Source organism: Pseudomonas sp. 91RF (assembly GCF_003576265.1).
GTDB classification, from domain to species: domain Bacteria; phylum Pseudomonadota; class Gammaproteobacteria; order Pseudomonadales; family Pseudomonadaceae; genus Aquipseudomonas; species Aquipseudomonas kribbensis.
The window spans coordinates 298,489-312,096 of sequence record NZ_QWFC01000023.1; the positions used below are offsets into that span (position 1 = coordinate 298,489).

General features: G+C 58.5%; 15 protein-coding genes. 6 read left to right on the forward strand and 9 right to left on the reverse strand.

What is annotated here, in order from left to right:
• The first annotated feature begins 13 nt into the window (after positions 1-13).
• Complete coding sequence (locus tag DXT77_RS11190) at positions 14-712, forward strand: lipoate--protein ligase family protein (protein WP_119427657.1); 699 nt, start codon at positions 14-16, stop codon at positions 710-712.
• A gap of 10 nt (positions 713-722) precedes the next feature.
• Here DXT77_RS11190 and crp read toward each other — a convergent pair whose 3' ends face one another.
• Positions 723-1,367: a cAMP-activated global transcriptional regulator CRP gene (gene crp / locus DXT77_RS11195; RefSeq protein ID WP_085709238.1), complete on the reverse strand. Its 645-nt coding sequence runs from the start codon at positions 1,365-1,367 to the stop codon at positions 723-725.
• Positions 1,368-1,605: 238 nt separating this feature from the next.
• Here crp and DXT77_RS11200 point away from each other — a divergent pair, with 238 nt between their 5' ends.
• Positions 1,606-2,028, forward strand: a complete 423-nt coding sequence (locus tag DXT77_RS11200; RefSeq protein ID WP_119427658.1) for an OsmC family protein — start codon at positions 1,606-1,608, stop codon at positions 2,026-2,028.
• A 237-nt stretch (positions 2,029-2,265) separates the two neighbouring features.
• The gene (speD, locus tag DXT77_RS11205) at positions 2,266-3,060 is read left to right on the forward strand and encodes an adenosylmethionine decarboxylase (protein WP_119427659.1); all 795 of its coding nucleotides are present in this window, start codon (positions 2,266-2,268) and stop codon (positions 3,058-3,060) included.
• 60 nt (positions 3,061-3,120) lie between these two features.
• Here the strand turns inward: speD and coq7 are convergent, their stop codons facing one another.
• The 6 genes from coq7 to hemJ all read right to left on the reverse strand — a co-directional run bounded on the left by coq7 (position 3,121) and on the right by hemJ (position 7,619).
• Positions 3,121-3,768: a 2-polyprenyl-3-methyl-6-methoxy-1,4-benzoquinone monooxygenase gene (coq7, locus tag DXT77_RS11210; RefSeq protein ID WP_007956317.1), complete on the reverse strand. Its 648-nt coding sequence runs from the start codon at positions 3,766-3,768 to the stop codon at positions 3,121-3,123.
• A gap of 107 nt (positions 3,769-3,875) precedes the next feature.
• Positions 3,876-4,214 (reverse strand): histidine triad nucleotide-binding protein, encoded by a 339-nt coding sequence (locus tag DXT77_RS11215; protein WP_003228789.1) that lies wholly within the window; start codon positions 4,212-4,214, stop codon positions 3,876-3,878.
• An 80-nt stretch (positions 4,215-4,294) separates the two neighbouring features.
• Complete coding sequence (locus tag DXT77_RS11220) at positions 4,295-5,083, reverse strand: SDR family oxidoreductase (RefSeq protein WP_119427660.1); 789 nt, start codon at positions 5,081-5,083, stop codon at positions 4,295-4,297.
• 61 nt (positions 5,084-5,144) lie between these two features.
• A complete protein-coding gene (locus tag DXT77_RS11225; protein WP_119427661.1) occupies positions 5,145-6,095 on the reverse strand; it encodes a DUF805 domain-containing protein in 951 nt (316 codons plus the stop codon).
• 93 nt (positions 6,096-6,188) lie between these two features.
• Complete coding sequence (locus DXT77_RS11230) at positions 6,189-7,157, reverse strand: nitronate monooxygenase family protein (protein ID WP_119427662.1); 969 nt, start codon at positions 7,155-7,157, stop codon at positions 6,189-6,191.
• Between the two features lie 33 nt (positions 7,158-7,190).
• Positions 7,191-7,619, reverse strand: a complete 429-nt coding sequence (gene hemJ / locus DXT77_RS11235) for a protoporphyrinogen oxidase HemJ (protein ID WP_119427663.1) — start codon at positions 7,617-7,619, stop codon at positions 7,191-7,193.
• Positions 7,620-7,754: 135 nt separating this feature from the next.
• Between hemJ and argC the strand changes: the two genes are divergently transcribed.
• Entirely contained in the window at positions 7,755-8,789 is a 1,035-nt protein-coding gene (gene argC / locus DXT77_RS11240; protein ID WP_119427664.1) for an N-acetyl-gamma-glutamyl-phosphate reductase, read from the forward strand.
• Between the two features lie 166 nt (positions 8,790-8,955).
• Positions 8,956-9,306 (forward strand): iron-sulfur cluster insertion protein ErpA, encoded by a 351-nt coding sequence (erpA, locus tag DXT77_RS11245; protein ID WP_003228776.1) that lies wholly within the window; start codon positions 8,956-8,958, stop codon positions 9,304-9,306.
• Positions 9,307-9,380: 74 nt separating this feature from the next.
• On the opposite strand, the gene DXT77_RS11250 is transcribed toward erpA, so the two are convergent.
• Positions 9,381-10,472: an anhydro-N-acetylmuramic acid kinase gene (locus tag DXT77_RS11250; protein WP_119427665.1), complete on the reverse strand. Its 1,092-nt coding sequence runs from the start codon at positions 10,470-10,472 to the stop codon at positions 9,381-9,383.
• A 3-nt stretch (positions 10,473-10,475) separates the two neighbouring features.
• The gene (locus DXT77_RS11255) at positions 10,476-11,900 is read right to left on the reverse strand and encodes a peptidoglycan DD-metalloendopeptidase family protein (protein WP_119427666.1); all 1,425 of its coding nucleotides are present in this window, start codon (positions 11,898-11,900) and stop codon (positions 10,476-10,478) included.
• A gap of 210 nt (positions 11,901-12,110) precedes the next feature.
• Here DXT77_RS11255 and tyrS point away from each other — a divergent pair, with 210 nt between their 5' ends.
• Complete coding sequence (gene tyrS / locus DXT77_RS11260; RefSeq protein WP_119427667.1) at positions 12,111-13,310, forward strand: tyrosine--tRNA ligase; 1,200 nt, start codon at positions 12,111-12,113, stop codon at positions 13,308-13,310.
• Positions 13,311-13,608: the final 298 nt, after the last annotated feature.

Genomic DNA, 13,608 nt, shown 5'->3' on the forward strand with positions numbered 1-13,608 from the left:
GGCGGATAACTTGATGACTCCAACCTCCCTGACCATCGAAGCCGGCCTGCAAGCCGAACAGGATCTGCTGGCCTCGGTCTGCGCCGGTGATGCCGAATTCGGTTTGCTGTTCTGGCAACCCAGCGATCGCGCGCTGGTCATGCCGCGTCGTTTGAACCGCCTCCCCGGATTCGATCACGCCTGCGAAGTCTCCGCCGCTGCCGGTTGGCCGGTGCTGCTGCGTGAAACCGGCGGTGAGCCTGTTCCGCAATCGGCGTCGACGATCAACATTGCGCTGGTCTACGCACCGCCTCGCAGCGAAGGCGATCTGAACCGCATTGAAACCGGATACCGGCGTCTGTGTGATCCGATCTGTCAGTTGCTGGATGAGTTGGGCGGCGTATCGTCGCTGGGTGAAATCGACGGTGCGTTCTGCGACGGTCGTTTCAACGTCAACCTCGACGGCCGCAAGATGGTCGGCACCGCTCAGCGCTGGCGCCAGAGTCAGGGTGGGCAGCGTCCGGTGGGCCTGGTGCACGGTGCGATGCTGCTGGATGATGAGCGCGAATCGATGGTGGCGGCGGTCAACCGCTTCAATGAGGCGTGCGGCCTGGAGCAACGGGTACGCGCTGCAAGCCACATCGCGTTGCATGAGAAATTCCCGGCGCCCCATGCGTTGGCGCGTCTCGATGAACTCTTTCGTTTGATGCTGGCGCAGATCTACACCGGCTGAGTTTTCGAACTCAGCGAGTGCCGAAGACCACCATGGTCTTGCCCTTCACATCCACCAGGTTGCGTTCCTCAAGATCCTTGAGCACGCGACCGACCATCTCCCGCGAACAACCGACAATCCGCCCGATTTCCTGGCGGGTCACCTTGATCTGCATGCCGTCCGGATGGGTCATCGCGTCGGGTTGCTTGCACAGTTCCAGCAAGCAGCGAGCGACACGGCCAGTGACGTCGAAGAACGCCAGGTCGCCGACCTTGCGCGTGGTGTTGCGCAGGCGTTGTGCGATTTGTCCGCTGAGCACGTAAAGAATGTCTGGATCTTGCTGCGACAGCTCACGGAATTTGGCGTAGCTGATTTCCGCGACTTCGCACTCGACCTTGGCCCGCACCCAGGCGCTGCGTTCCTGTTCCTGGCCGGCCTGTTCGAACAGGCCCAGCTCACCGAAGAAGTCCCCGGCATTCAGGTACGCGATGATCATCTCGCGGCCGTCGTCGTCCTCGATCAGGATCGTGACCGAACCGCGGATGATGAAGTACAGCGTGTCCGAGCGATCCCCGGCGCAGATGATGTTGCTCTTGGCCGCATGGCGCCGGCGCTGGCAATGCATCAGCAGCTTGTCGAGGTTCTTGATTTTGGGTGTGGGGGTAATACCAACCATGGTTGTATCCCGAAAAGACTGCACGGTTATATGTGGTTTTTATATGAGGCGCTGAGGCGATCGCTACAGATACCGGCTTGGGGCGCCAGTGAATTGGCGCCAGCTTACCAGACACTTCGTCGAAAATTCGAGAAATTACCTACGCAGTAAAGGCATCGGTCCTAGGATCACCGCTCGCAGTCAAGCCGGGGCCCTGTGCTAAGCTGGCGACCCTTTTTTCTACAGTGGAGTCTTGGCGATGAAGGCACGCATCCAATGGGCTGGCGAAGCCATGTTCCTCGGCGAATCCGGCAGCGGTCATGTCGTGGTCATGGACGGTCCGCCAGACGCCGGTGGTCGCAATCTGGGTGTTCGCCCGATGGAGATGCTCCTGCTGGGCGTTGGCGGTTGCAGCAATTTCGACGTGGTCAGCATTCTGAAGAAGTCCCGCCAGGCCGTTGAAAGCTGCGAGGCTTTCCTGGACGCCGAACGTGCGACCGAGGATCCGAAAGTGTTCACCAGGATCCACATGCACTTCGTGGTCAAGGGCCGTGGCCTGAAAGAAGCCCAGGTCAAACGCGCCATCGAGCTGTCGGCGGAGAAGTACTGCTCGGCCTCGATCATGCTCGGCGCCGCCGGCGTGGCAATCACCCACGACTACGAAATCGTCGAACTCGGCTGAGCCGACATTCAACTATCATAAAAGCAGTGCAGACTCTGGCGATCCCCCGCTGACGTCTGCATAATGCGCCACTTTTTTCAGGGCAGTGATCGGTCAGCCGACGGGTCATCCGCCTGAACAGATAACCAAAATCGCCATCGCGAAGAGGTGTTAACCGTCCTACGCAGGTGCGTCGTTCGCACTTGACGGGCATGCTTGATCACGCGGCCGGGCCGCATACATAGAGAGTTTTTAACGGTGAAAAGCAAACTCAAGCTCCACGGGTTCAATAACCTGACAAAGACCTTGAGCTTCAACATCTATGACATCTGCTACGCGGAAACCCCGCAAGACCAGCAGGCTTACGTCGAGTACATCAATCAAGAGTACAACGCCGAACGCCTGACGCAGATCCTCACGGAAGTTGTCGAAATCATTGGTGCCAACATTCTGAACATTGCCAGTCAGAACTATGAGCCTCAGGGTGCCAGCGTCACGATTCTGATCTCGGAAGAACCGGTCACCCCGACCGAAAGCCAGATCGAAGAGTCCCCGGGTCCGCTGCCGGAAATCATCCTGGCCCACCTCGACAAGAGTCACATCACGGTGCATACCTACCCGGAAATCCATCCGGACGCCGGTATTGCGACGTTCCGTGTGGACATCGATGTGTCGACCTGTGGTGTCATTTCACCGCTCAAAGCGCTCAACTTCCTCATTCACCAGTTCGATTCGGACATCGTGACCGTGGATTACCGTGTGCGCGGCTTCACCCGTGACGTTGAAGGCAACAAGCACTTCATCGACCACGAGATCAACTCGATCCAGAACTACCTTTCCGAAGACACCCGCGACGCGTATCAGATGACCGACGTGAACGTGTACCAGGAAAACCTGTTCCACACCAAAATGCTGCTGAAGAACTTCGAACTGGATAACTACCTGTTCGGCGATGCCACCAGCAACCTGTCGGCTGAGCAACGCGCTCAGGTGACCGAGCGTGTGAAACACGAAATGCTGGAAATCTTCTACGCGCGCAATATGCCGAGCTAAGAAGTCCAGGCACAAAAAAGGCGACTGCTTTGCGGCAGTCGCCTTTTTTATGGGCGTTTTTCAGATTCGGTAGGTGCTTTTGGTCATCACTTTGGCCAACAGGCTCATGCCGAATTTCACCGGTGCCGGGAAGCGGAAACCGCCGGCCTCCAGTGCGCTTTCCGCGTGATGTTCTTCATCGATACGCATCTGCTCCAGAATCGCCCGGGATTTTTCGTCCTCGGCCGGCAGTTGTTCCAGATGCTCGTTCAGATGCTTGCAGACTTGATGCTCAGTCGCCGCGACAAATCCAAGGCTGACTTTGTCGCTGATCAGCCCGGCGACTGCGCCAATCCCGAACGACATCCCGTAGAACAGTGGGTTGAGCACACTGGTGTGGCTGCCCAGTTGGTGAATGCGCTGTTCGCACCAGACCAGATGATCGATCTCTTCTTCGGCCGCATGCTCCATGGCCTCGCGCACCTGCGGCAGCTTGGCGGTCAGCGCCTGGCCCTGATACAGCGCCTGGGCGCAGACTTCACCGGTGTGGTTGATGCGCATCAGGCCGGCGACGTGGCGGGTGTCTTCATCGCTCATCTGCACATCGGGCTGCACGATCGCCGGAGAGGGACGGTACGGCTGGCCGCTGAAGGGCAGCAAAGTACGCATCGCGGCATCGGCTTGCAGCAGAAGGCGATCAATGGGCGAGTAGTGACGTTGGGTAGTCATGCTGACCTCCGGGAAGAATCTCGGCGGCCAGTTTAACCGAATCGGCCGGGGAAGGTTTGCGCTGGGTCATGTGGGAGCAGAGCGCCCCCACCGAACTTTGAGTTCAATCAGCCCGGAGGCCAGTTCATCTGGCGTTGACCGAGCACGTGCATGTGAATGTGGTAGACGGTCTGCCCACCCTTCTCATTGCAGTTCATCACCACTCGGAAACCTTCTTCGCAACCCAGTTCCAGCGCCAGACGCTGAGCGGTGAACAGGATGTGCCCGGCCAGTGCCTTGTCGTCTTCGGTCAGGTCATTGAGGGTGCGCACCGGTTTCTTCGGGATCACCAGAAAATGCACCGGTGCCTGCGGGGCGATGTCGTGGAACGCCAGAACCTGGTCGTCCTCGTAGATGATCTTCGCCGGGATTTCCCGGTTGATGATCTTGGTGAACAGAGTATCCACAGCTGTTTTCTCCGTTGTGTGAGCTGGGCTGAGTGTACCCACGAGGGGTCACCACGCCCAGCCAGTTGCCTGCCGGCCCTTCAGCGCGGGCAGTAAGCTTTGTTGACCATGCCGACGATGGTGCGGTTGAGCCAGCGCGAACCCAGTCGTGGCAGAAAGGCGAACCAGCGGTTCCTGCGCCCGGGAATGATGATCGCGCGGTTTTTTTCCAGGGCGCGCACGGTATACAGCGCGACCTCTTCGGGGCTCATCAGCAGTTTGCTGGCGTTGAGTTTGTCGTTGTTCAGTTGCGCCGTACGAAAGAACCCGGTGCGTGTGGGGCCTGGGCATAGCACCGAGACCTTCACCGCGCATTTCTTCAATTCCACTCGCAGCGCTTCGGAAAAGTGTAGAACGTAGGCCTTGCTGGCGTAGTAAGTGCTCATCCATGGGCCGGGATTGAACGCGGCGACCGACGCCACGTTGAGAATCTGCCCGCCACCCTGCAGGGCCATGCTGTTGCCGATCGCGTGGCACAGACGGGTGAGGGCGAGGATGTTCACTTCGATCAGGTCCTGTTCGGTCATCCAGTCCTGGGCCAGGAACGGGCCGCAAGTACCGATGCCGGCACAGTTGACCAGTAGATCGATCTGTCGGTCGCCTTCTTCAAGCTCCAGCAGAAAACCGGACAGGCGCAGCGGTTCGCCGAGGTCGCAGGCGCGGAACAGCACTTCCACGCCAAAGCGTTGGGTCAATTCAATCGCAATGCTTTCCAGCTGATCACGCTGGCGGGCCACCAGAATCAGGCTGCGGCCACGGCGCGCCAGGGCTTCGGCCATGGCCAGGCCGATACCGCTGGAGGCGCCGGTGATCAGAGCGTAACGGGTCATGCAGTTCTCCATCGCAACAGCTCCGCGCCGTGGACGCAGGTGTCACGGCGGGGAGCGCTGTTCATTCTTTCGCAGAGTCTACAGGGGCCGGCGCGGCTTCGGCTGCATCGTCCACCGGATTCGGCACGGGCTCGACTTCGACATCGACTTCATCGGCGGTCACCGAACCGCTTTCATAACTGCTTTCGAGGCTGGTTTCGTACTCCTGCTGGATGGCAGAAATCCCGCCCAGCATGCCTCCGACGAAAAACAGACCGATAAAGACGATCCACAGGGAGCACAGTACTTTGACGGCGGTGCTGTTCGGTGGCGGCGGTGGGCCATAGCGGTTGGCGCCGGTATTGCCCGGCATGACCATGATCACCAGCGGAAAGAAGCTGCCCACGAACGGTACCAGGGTCAGCAGCCAGAGCCAGCCGGACCAGCCGATGTCGTGCAGGCGCTGAATGCTGAACAGGATGCCGACGATCGCGAAGGCCAGGAACAGGAAGAAGGCGAAGATACCGCCGAGGATCAGGCCGCTGGTCGAGTCGGTACTCACCAGCCCCAGACCGATCAGGGCGAAAACGCCGACGATCGGCAGGGTTACCAGGCTCAACACCATCGACCATGCCAGGTAACGCAGGCGTCCGATCCGGCCTTCGACACTGAAGGGTTTGAGCGTGGCGAATTCTGCCAGTTGTTCACCGACACTGGCCCGGGGTGGTGCATAAGGCGAATCGGGCTCAACCACGGTGGAGGAGTGCTCCTGCACATCGGACAGATTCAGTTCGATGGCTGTTTCCGGCTCGATCCGGGCGTCGATCCCGGTCTTGCCCAGCGCTTGCAGATAAGCCTGGGCATCGCTGTGCGACAGGTCGCGTTTGAGGGCGACGGCGCGGCCATTGAACAGGCGTTCGATGGCGGCCACATCGCTCTTGAACAGATCGGCCAGGTTCAGTTTGGCTGTGGTGATATCGACACCGGGCTGCAGGGCACCGTCGAAAACGATCTTGTAGCGGGTTTCGCTCATGGCCGAGGCATCCTTGTCGCGAAGAAATTGAGTTGAGATGTGTCGCAACCGCCAAGTGTAAGGCCAGTCAGGCTGCAACTGGCCGGAATTTTCTCAGCGCGGCCAGCGGTTCGGTAGCTGTGCCGCATGTTCCAGGGCCTGGCGATACTCTGCATCGAGGCGCTCCACCAGTTGGTCCACGCTCGGCAGATCCTCGATCTCACCTACACCCTGTCCGGCCGACCAAACGGTTTTCCAGGCTTTGGCTTCATCGTTGATCGGCTTGAGTTTGTCGCCAAAATTCACCTCACCCTTGCCTTGCAACGCCGCCATGTCGAAACCGGCAGCTTCCAGGCTTTGACGCATGAAGCTGGCCGGTACTCCAGACACGGCAGGAGTATGAATGATGTCCGCTGCCTTGGCTGTCAGCAGCATCTCCTTGTAGGCGTCGGGCGCATGACTTTCAGTCGTACCGATGAATCGTGTACCGAAGTAGGCCAAATCGGCGCCGAGCAGCTGTGCGGCGAGAATCTCATGGCCGTGGTTCAAACATCCTGCAAGCAGCAACGTCTTGTCGAAGAATTGGCGAATCTCGGCGATCAGCGAGAACGGGCTCCAGGTGCCGGCATGTCCACCGGCGCCGGCGGCAACGGCAATCAAGCCATCGACGCCGGCTTCGGCAGCTTTTTCCGCATGGCGGCGGGTCGTCACGTCGTGGAACACCAGGCCGCCATAGCTGTGCACGGCGTCTACTAACTCTTTCACCGCGCCGAGACTGGTGATGACGATGGGCACCTTGTGCTCGACGCAGATGTTCAGGTCCGCCTCCAGACGCGGATTGCTCTTGTGAACGATCAGGTTCACGGCATAAGGCGCCGGGTTGTCCAGTGTCGCCAGTCCTGCTTCGATCTGTTCCAGCCAGGCCTTGAACCCGCTGCTTTCGCGCTGGTTGAGCGCCGGAAAGCTGCCGACCACGCCATTGCGACAGCACGCGAGCACCAGTTCTGGATTGGAAATCAGGAACATCGGCGCAGCCACGACGGGCAGGCGCAGACGTTGTTCGAGCAAAGCGGGCAGCGACATCGGAAGTACCCCGGAAAGTTGAACCAGTTGAAGTTAGAACGGCTTGACCACGACCAGAATTACGATAGCCAGCAATATCAGAACCGGGACTTCATTGAACCAGCGATAAAAGACATGGCTGCGGGTGTTCTCGCCACGGGCAAAACGTTTTACCTGCGCGCCGCACATGTGGTGATAGCCGATCAACAGCACGACCAGGGTCAGCTTGGCGTGAATCCAGCCACCGCTGCTGAAGATGCCCGGGTTCAGGTAAATCAGCCAGCCGCCGAAGATCAGCGCGGCGATCATCGCCGGGCCCATGATGCCGCGATACAGCTTGCGCTCCATGACGCTGAAGCGTTCCTTGCTGATCGTATCTTCACTTTGTGCGTGGTAGACGAACAGTCGCGGCAGGTAGAACAGTCCGGCAAACCAGCACACGATGCCGACGATATGCAGTGCTTTGATCCATAGATAGAGCATTTTTGGTTTTTCCCTCATTCACGGTAGGCCGGATAGTAGAGGCTTGAGCGTCCGCACGTCACCTTGACGGTTGTCGCAGGGGCGCGCGGCCCCTATTATCGACGGCTTTCCAGTGGGTTCGTTGAGGGCAGGTTTATGGTCAAGGTCGGTATCGTCGGCGGCACGGGTTACACCGGTGTCGAACTGCTGCGTCTGTTGGCACAGCATCCGCAGGCAGAAGTGGTGGTAATCACTTCCCGATCCGAGGCCGGTCTGGCCGTAGCTGACATGTACCCGAACCTGCGCGGTCACTATGACGGTCTGGCATTCAGTGTGCCTGACATCAAGACCCTGGGCGCTTGCGACGTGGTGTTCTTCGCAACTCCCCACGGCGTCGCCCACGCACTGGCCGGCGAATTGCTGGCAGCGGGCACCAAGGTCATCGACCTGTCGGCGGACTTCCGTCTGCAGGACGCCGATGAATGGGCCAAGTGGTACGGCCAGCCGCACGGTGCGCCGGAACTGCTGGACGAAGCGGTTTACGGCTTGCCGGAAGTCAACCGTGAGCAAATCAAGAAAGCGCGCCTGATCGCGGTGCCGGGTTGCTATCCGACCGCAACGCAGCTGGGTTTCCTGCCATTGCTTGAGGCAGGTCTGGCCGATACTTCGCTGCTGATTGCCGACTGCAAGTCCGGTGTCAGCGGTGCCGGTCGTGGTGCTTCCGTAGGCTCGCTGTACTCCGAGACGTCGGAAAGCATGAAGGCTTATGCGGTGAAAGGTCACCGTCATCTGCCGGAAATTCGTCAGGGTCTGCGCCGTGCAGCGGGCAAGGATGTCGGCCTGACCTTCGTGCCACACCTGACGCCGATGATTCGTGGCATTCATTCCACACTCTATGCGACCGTGGTGGATCGCTCCGTCGATCTGCAGGCGCTGTTCGAGAAGCGTTATGCCAATGAGCCGTTCGTCGATGTGATGCCGGCCGGTAGCCATCCGGAAACCCGCAGCGTGCGCGGTGCCAACGTCTGCCGTGTCGCGGTTCACCGTCCACAGGATGGTGATCTGGTGGTGGTGCTGTCGGTGATCGACAACCTGGTCAAGGGCGCGTCGGGTCAGGCGGTGCAGAACATGAACATTCTGTTCGGGCTGGATGAGCGCTTTGGTCTGTCCCACGCGGGCATGCTGCCGTAAGACTGATCTTGCTTGGTGAAAAGGCCCGTCTGACGGGCCTTTTTGCATTCCGGGTTGCTGATGGCTTTATTGATATACCGTAACAATAGTTGACCGATTTTCTAGGACAAGCGGATAATGCGCGTCATCACGCATTATGGCGGCGTAACGCCGGGAGATAGTCAGCATGAGCGTCGAATCCTTCACCCCCACGGCTTTGCAATTCACTCAGGGTGCCGCGCACAAGGTGAAGAGCCTGGTCGATGAAGAGGGGAATGATCGCTTGAAGCTGCGCGTATTCGTTACGGGCGGCGGTTGTTCAGGGTTTCAGTACGGCTTCACCTTCGATGAAGATGTGGCCGAGGACGACACCATCGTCGAGCGCGAAGGCGTGAGCCTGGTGGTTGATCCGATGAGCTTCCAGTACCTGGCGGGTGCCGAGGTGGACTACCAGGAAGGTCTGGAAGGTTCGCGCTTCGTGATCAAGAACCCGAATGCCACCACCACTTGTGGTTGCGGTTCTTCGTTCTCGATCTGATCTCGTTTCACCGTACACAATAAAACGCCGCAGAACCTCACGGTTATGCGGCGTTTTGTTATCTGCATTTTGTCTTAGTTGGGGTAGATGGCGCCGAGTACGCGCAAGCCCTTTGCACCGGTGACGCTGGGGCGATTGGCGCTGATGCCTTCAAGACAGCAATGGGCCAGCCAGGCAAAGGCCATGGCTTCGACCCAGTCTGGATCGACGCCGTGAGTCGCGGTGCTGGCGACTTTCGTGTTGGGCAGCAGGTCAGCCAGGCGCTTCATCAGCGTAGCGTTGTGGGCGCCGCCGCCGCAGACCAGGAGTTCTTCGGTATTCGATTGGGCGCTTTGCAACGATTCGACGATGGTCAGCGCTGTCAGTTCGAGCAGCGTTGCCTGTACGTTTTCGGGAGCGAAATCCGGCAGGTGTGACAGTTGCTGTACAAGCCAGGGCAGGTTGAACACTTCGCGACCGGTGCTCTTCGGGCCTTGGGTCGAGAAGAAGGGATCGCTCAGCAATGCTTTGAGAAGGGTTGGTTCTACTTTGCCGCTGACTGCCCATTGACCGTTGCGATCATAGTTTTCGCCACGCTGCCGGTGAATCCACGCATCCATCAGCACATTCCCAGGGCCACAGTCGAAACCGGCTACAGGCTTGTTCGGCTCAATCAGACTGAGATTGCTGAAACCGCCGACATTCAGGACTGCGCGGTTACCGGTACGCTCTTCGAACAACGCTTCATGGAAGGCTGGGACCAGAGGGGCGCCCTGGCCCCCGGCAGCCACATCGCGGCTGCGGAAGTCACTGACTACCGTAATGCCGGTCAGCTCGGTCAGCAGGGCTGGGTTGCCGATCTGTACGGTGAAACCGCGTGCCGGTTCGTGGCGGATGGTCTGGCCGTGGCTGCCGATCGCGCGAATGGCTTCGGGTTTGAGCTGTTGCTGTTCGAGCAGCGCGTGGATGCCTTCGGCGGCAAGTTTCACCCAGTTCTGCTGGGCGATGGCCGAGCGGGCAATCTCGTCGGGGCCGCTGGCGCACAAGCCAAGCAGCTCGGCGCGCAGGGACTCAGGCATCGGAATGTAGTGCGTGGCGATCAGGTTGATCGCCGAGGTCTGCTCGATCAGGGCGATGTCCAGACCATCGAGGCTGGTTCCGGACATCACGCCAATGTAGAGAGCCATGGCTTAGCGCTTGCTCGAGGCCAGCATGGTGGCCTTCTCTTGGTCCATGCGGGCCATCAACGGCTGGCTCTGCGCCAGGAAGCGCGCGCGCTCGGATTTGGCGATCGGATCAGCCATTGGCAGCTTCTGGCCCAATGGGTCGACGTGAACGCCATTGACCTGGAACTCGTAGTGCAGGTGCGGACCGGTGGACAGACCGGTGGTGCCGATGTAACCGATCACCTGGCCCTGCTTTACGGTACCGCCGGTTTTCACGCCTTTGGCAAAGCCTTGCATGTGACCGTACAGCGTGCGGTAGGTGTTGCCGTGCTGAATGATCACGGTGTTGCCGTAACCACCACGGCGACCGGCCAGCAATACTTTGCCGTCACCGGCAGCCTTGATTGGCGTACCGCGTGGGGCGGCGTAGTCGACACCTTTGTGGGCGCGGATCTTGTTGAGGATCGGGTGTTTGCGGCCCATGGAGAACTTGGAACTGATGCGGGCGAAGTCCACCGGGGTGCGGATGAACGCCTTGCGCATGCTGTTGCCATCGGCGGTGTAGTAACTGCTGTTGCCCTGCTTGTTGGTGTAACGCACGGCCGTGTAGGTCTTGCCACGGTTGGTGAAGCGGGCGGACAGGATCGGGCCATTGCCGACGGCTTTGCCATTGACCACTTTCTGTTCGTAGATCACGTCGAACTCGTCACCCTGGCGGATATCCTGGGCGAAGTCGACGTCGTAGCCGAACACGCTGGCCATGTCCATGGTCAGGCTGTGGGACAGGCCGGCGCGGGCGGCGGACTGGGATAGGGAGCTGTTGATCACGCCGTGGACATAGGCGGTACGAACGGTTGGCTTGGCGGTAACGCGGTTGAAGACATAACCCTTGTCGTTCTTGGTCAGGGTGATGGTTTCGACGTCGCTGACCTTGCTGTGTAGATTGGTCAGTTGACCTTGTGGATTGAGTTCGAATTCGAGTTTCTGGCCGTGTTTGAGCTGGCTGAACTGTTTGGCCTGTTTGTCGCTGGCCAGAACGTCGTGCACGGTTGCAGCCGGGAGGCCGACCTTTTCAAACAGTGTCGAAAGGGTATCGCCCTTGGAGACGATCACTTCCCTGTGGCCTGGAGCCTTCTTTTCAGGCGCGACCGGTGCAGGCGCTGGTGCGACCTGGGCTGTTTCGGGTGTGTCTTCTGCGCTGTTTTCGATTTGTGCGAAGGGCGAGGCTACCGGCTCATTTGTGGCTTGAACCTCGTCAGCAGCGTCTTGATCTTGTGTCAGTTGTTCGGCAGGACTTTCCAGCTCAAGGCTCAGAGTCGTCTTTTTGGCTTCAACATCACTGGAAGGAAATACCAGGAGCGCCAGGCTGAGAAGGGCGGCGATCCCACTTGCGGCAAGCAGGTGGGACTTCGGGTAAAGCGGTGGCGCTTTAGACGGTTCAGTGGTCATAAGTAGTTTTGACTTTGAAAAGATGAATTGGAAAAGATGAATGACATGATGAAGATGAAATAACTGTATAAAATATAACCAAATCATCTCTGAGGCAAGTCCGCAGGCATCTCGCCCGTGGATTGGTGTCCGTGCGCCGGGCAAAACTTGTAATTGGTGCGCGATCTTGTATGGTTGGTTCCCTTTGAATCTGAGCCTTGCGGGTCTGTTATGAAGTCGGTTGAAGAGCAGCTAGCGCTGATTAAACGTGGTGCGGAAGAATTGTTGGTCGAGTCCGAGCTGATCGAAAAGCTCAAGCGTGGCCAGCCGCTGCGAATCAAGGCCGGCTTCGATCCAACGGCGCCGGATCTGCACCTTGGTCACACTGTGCTTATTAATAAGCTGCGTCAGTTCCAGGAGCTGGGGCATCAGGTGATCTTCCTGATTGGTGACTTCACCGGGATGATCGGTGATCCGAGTGGCAAGAGTGCAACTCGTCCGCCGCTGACCCGTGAGCAGGTTCTGGAAAATGCCGAGACCTACAAGACTCAGGTATTCAAGATCCTTGATCCGGCGAAAACCGAGGTCGCGTTCAATTCCACCTGGATGGATCAGATGGGGCCTGCGGACTTTATTCGTCTTACTTCGCAGTACACCGTTGCTCGTATGCTCGAGCGTGATGACTTCGACAAGCGCTACACCACCAATCAGCCAATCGCCATTCATGAGTTCCTCTATCCGCTGGTTCAGGGGTATGACTCGGTTGCATTGCGCGCGGATGTTGAGCTGGGCGGTACCGATCAGAAGTTCAACCTGTTGATGGGGCGCGAACTGCAGCGTGGTTATGGTCAGGAAGCTCAGTGCATTCTGACGATGCCGCTGCTCGAAGGGCTGGATGGCGTTAAAAAGATGTCCAAGTCGTTGGGCAACTACGTCGGTATCCAGGAAGCGCCGGGTGTCATGTACAGCAAGCTGGTTTCGATTCCGGACGCGTTGATGTGGCGCTACTTCGAGCTGCTCAGCTTCCGTTCGATGGATGAGATCAATGCGTTCCGTGCCGATGTAGAGGCGGGCGCCAACCCTCGCGACATCAAGATCAAGCTGGCTGAAGAAATTGTTGCGCGCTTCCATGGGGGCGAGGCTGCTGCCAATGCTCATCGTGGCGCGGGTAATCGTATGAAGGACGGCGAGCTGCCAGATGATTTGCCAGAGGTTGAGCTGACTGCTGCCGAGGATATGCCGATTGCTGCTGTCCTTAATAAGGCTGGCCTGGTGAAGAATTCGGCGGCGGCTCGTGATCTGTTGGCTTCCGGTGGTGTGCGTATAGATGGAGAGGTTGTCGATCGCTCCTTTATATATGTGCTCGGCGCGACTCACGTTTGCCAGGCTGGCAAGAAGGCTTTTGCGCGGATTACGCTGAAATCTGAGTAAAGTTGAAATAAAGGGGTTGACGGCGAATTCTAGATGTCTATAATTCGCCCCACTTCTGGCGCAGTCGAAACGGAAAACTCCTTGAGATTCAATGAGTTATGTAGGTTTCGATAGCGAGTTGCTTCAGATCATCGAAGCCTGGAAGGAGTTGGAAATGCCGGTTCTTCTGGTGCTTTCAACGGTTCGGTCTTCTCGATCGAAAGCGGAGAAAAAGAGGTGTTGACAGCAGCGTGTAACGCTGTAGAATTCGCCTCCCGCTAACGAGAGATCGGAAGCGCAAGTGGTTGAAGTTGTTGAA

Excerpts from the sequence above, each read along its gene's own strand:
- DXT77_RS11200 (WP_119427658.1), top strand. The coding sequence starts at position 1,606 with ATGAAGGCACGCATCCAATGGGCTGGCGAAGCCATGTTCCTCGGCGAA.
- coq7 (WP_007956317.1), bottom strand. The coding sequence starts at position 3,768 with ATGACTACCCAACGTCACTACTCGCCCATTGATCGCCTTCTGCTGCAA.
- DXT77_RS11190 (WP_119427657.1), top strand. The coding sequence starts at position 14 with ATGACTCCAACCTCCCTGACCATCGAAGCCGGCCTGCAAGCCGAACAG.
- argC (WP_119427664.1), top strand. The coding sequence starts at position 7,755 with ATGGTCAAGGTCGGTATCGTCGGCGGCACGGGTTACACCGGTGTCGAA.
- erpA (WP_003228776.1), top strand. The coding sequence starts at position 8,956 with ATGAGCGTCGAATCCTTCACCCCCACGGCTTTGCAATTCACTCAGGGT.
- crp (WP_085709238.1), bottom strand. The coding sequence starts at position 1,367 with ATGGTTGGTATTACCCCCACACCCAAAATCAAGAACCTCGACAAGCTG.
- tyrS (WP_119427667.1), top strand. The coding sequence starts at position 12,111 with ATGAAGTCGGTTGAAGAGCAGCTAGCGCTGATTAAACGTGGTGCGGAA.
- DXT77_RS11255 (WP_119427666.1), bottom strand. The coding sequence starts at position 11,900 with ATGACCACTGAACCGTCTAAAGCGCCACCGCTTTACCCGAAGTCCCAC.
- DXT77_RS11225 (WP_119427661.1), bottom strand. The coding sequence starts at position 6,095 with ATGAGCGAAACCCGCTACAAGATCGTTTTCGACGGTGCCCTGCAGCCC.
- DXT77_RS11220 (WP_119427660.1), bottom strand. The coding sequence starts at position 5,083 with ATGACCCGTTACGCTCTGATCACCGGCGCCTCCAGCGGTATCGGCCTG.
- DXT77_RS11230 (WP_119427662.1), bottom strand. The coding sequence starts at position 7,157 with ATGTCGCTGCCCGCTTTGCTCGAACAACGTCTGCGCCTGCCCGTCGTG.
- hemJ (WP_119427663.1), bottom strand. The coding sequence starts at position 7,619 with ATGCTCTATCTATGGATCAAAGCACTGCATATCGTCGGCATCGTGTGC.
- DXT77_RS11250 (WP_119427665.1), bottom strand. The coding sequence starts at position 10,472 with ATGGCTCTCTACATTGGCGTGATGTCCGGAACCAGCCTCGATGGTCTG.